Genomic DNA, 2,048 nt, shown 5'->3' with positions numbered 1-2,048 from the left:
GCATGGGGCTCTCGGACACGGTGCTGTCGGACACACACGGCTCGGACACGGTGGGCTCGTTTTCCTGATCGTGGCCCTGGATGCAGGGCTGGGCCGGAGACCGAATGATCATCATTCGCTGCGCAGCGCGTCGATGGGGGCCAGCCGGGCGGCTCGGCTGGCGGGGTAGACACCGAACCCGACTCCGATCCCCACCGCGACGATGATCGCGCCAAAGATTGCCGGAAGTGATATGTCGATGCGTTGGGAGATCACGTGTGGGAGCACCGCGGCCCCCACCAACCCGAGCGCGGCACCGGCCAGGCCGCCGGTCAGACCGAGGACAGACGCCTCCACCAGGAACTGACGTCTGATCACCCGAGGTGGCGCCCCGAGCGCCTTGCGCAGGCCGATCTCCCGAATGCGTTCCGTGACGGAAACGAGCATGATATTCATGACGCCGATGCCGCCGACGAGCAGCGAGATCGCGGCGATACCGCCTAGCAGCACGGTGAGGGTGCGGTCCACCGAGGTGGCGGCGGACAGGATGGACTGCTGGCTGGCTATGGTGAAGTCGGCACCGGTGGGCGTGGCGATGTGGTGCAGGGCGAGCAGTTCGCTACTTGCTTCCTGGTAGGCGGCGGACAGCGTCTTCGACGACGACGCCTCCAGATAGATGCTCTGCACGGAGGTACGCGTCGTACCCCCGAACAGACGGTTGGCCGCAGTGCTGATCGGGAGCACGGCCTGATCGTCCTCGTTGGCCGTGGCGGAGGACCCAACGGCGGTGAGAGTACCCACCACCTGCATTGGAACCGCGGACACCGTTACGGTCGCGCCGATCGGGCTGCGGCCACCGAACAGCTGCTCGGCCGTGGTGGCCGCGAGCACGACGACCGCGGCATGGCTGGTCACGTCCTGGCTGGTGATGAACCGACCAGCGTCGATCTTGCGCGCCCGGACCGACAACCAGTCAGGTGTCGTTCCGACGACAGTGGTGGTCCAGTTCGACGTCCCGGCCGTCAGCGACAGACTGCGCTGGCTGGCCGGCGCGACCGCGGCGATGTCCGGGGCGACGTCCTTGGATGCGAGGGCCTCGGCGTCCTGCACGGTCAGCGTCGAGGCCGAACCGAAGCCGCCGCGGACGCCGGTACTGCTGGTGGTGCTACCCGGCGAGACGACGAGCAGGTTGCTGCCCAAAGAGTTGATCTGGTCACGGACCTGACCCTGGGCACCCTCACCGAGTCCGACGGTGAGGATGACGGCGGCAATGCCGATGAGGATGCCGAGCACGGTCAGGGCCGAACGCGAACGGTGCGTACGCACCGCATCCAGGCCGATTCGCAGTGTCTCCGCCCAGCTCACCTGCGCACCTCCCAGGCGAGCGGGGTCGAACCGGCGCTGTCCCCGCTCCCGAACCCGGTGTCCGCTCGGGGTCCGGTCGTCGCTCGGGGTCCCGGCCCCGTGTCATCCTGGATGTCACCGTCGCGGATCCGTACCACCCGGCCGGCGGTAGCGGCGACGTCGGGTTCGTGGGTGATGAGCACGATCGTGCGACCGGCGGCGTGCAGGTCGCTCAGCAGACTGAGCACATCCCCCGTGGACACACTGTCGAGGTTGCCGGTCGGTTCGTCGGCAAGGATCAGCGCCGGGTCGGTGACCAGCGCACGGGCGATGGCGACCCGTTGCTGCTGCCCGCCGGACAGCTCGTTGGGACGGTGGGTCGTCCTGTCCACCAGACCGACCTTCGCCAACGCGTCGATCGCCCGGTCGCGGCGCTCCGCCCGACCCGTCCCGGCGTAGCACAACGGCAGTTCCACGTTGCGCCATGCCGACAGCGACGGAAGCAGGTTGAACTGCTGAAAGACGAAGCCGATCCGCCGGTTACGGATCTCGGCAAGATCATCCTCGGACATCCGACTGACGTCCTCGCCGGCAAGGTGGTAGCTGCCGGCAGTGGGCACGTCGAGGCACCCGAGGATGTGCATCAAGGTCGACTTTCCCGACCCCGACGGACCCATGATTGCAATGAATTCACCTTCAGCGATGCGCAGGTTCACACCCCGTAA

Annotated in this window: 2 protein-coding genes; both read right to left on the bottom strand. The window is 67.5% G+C overall.

What is annotated here, in order from left to right; all coding sequences use genetic code 11:
- Positions 1-111: 111 nt before the first annotated feature.
- Complete coding sequence (locus U9980_RS14125; RefSeq protein WP_322748096.1) at positions 112-1,344, bottom strand: ABC transporter permease; 1,233 nt, start codon at positions 1,342-1,344, stop codon at positions 112-114.
- Positions 1,341-2,048 (bottom strand): ABC transporter ATP-binding protein (locus U9980_RS14120; protein ID WP_322768332.1); only part of this gene is annotated, 708 nt, incomplete at its 5' end. The genes U9980_RS14120 and U9980_RS14125, both read right to left, overlap by 4 nt.

This window comes from Protofrankia sp. Cr1, from assembly GCF_963555865.1.
GTDB lineage: Bacteria > Actinomycetota > Actinomycetes > Frankiales > Frankiaceae > Protofrankia.
The sequence above is the reverse complement of the archived record's forward strand: the minus strand, read 5'-3'. Positions and strand labels throughout refer to the sequence as shown.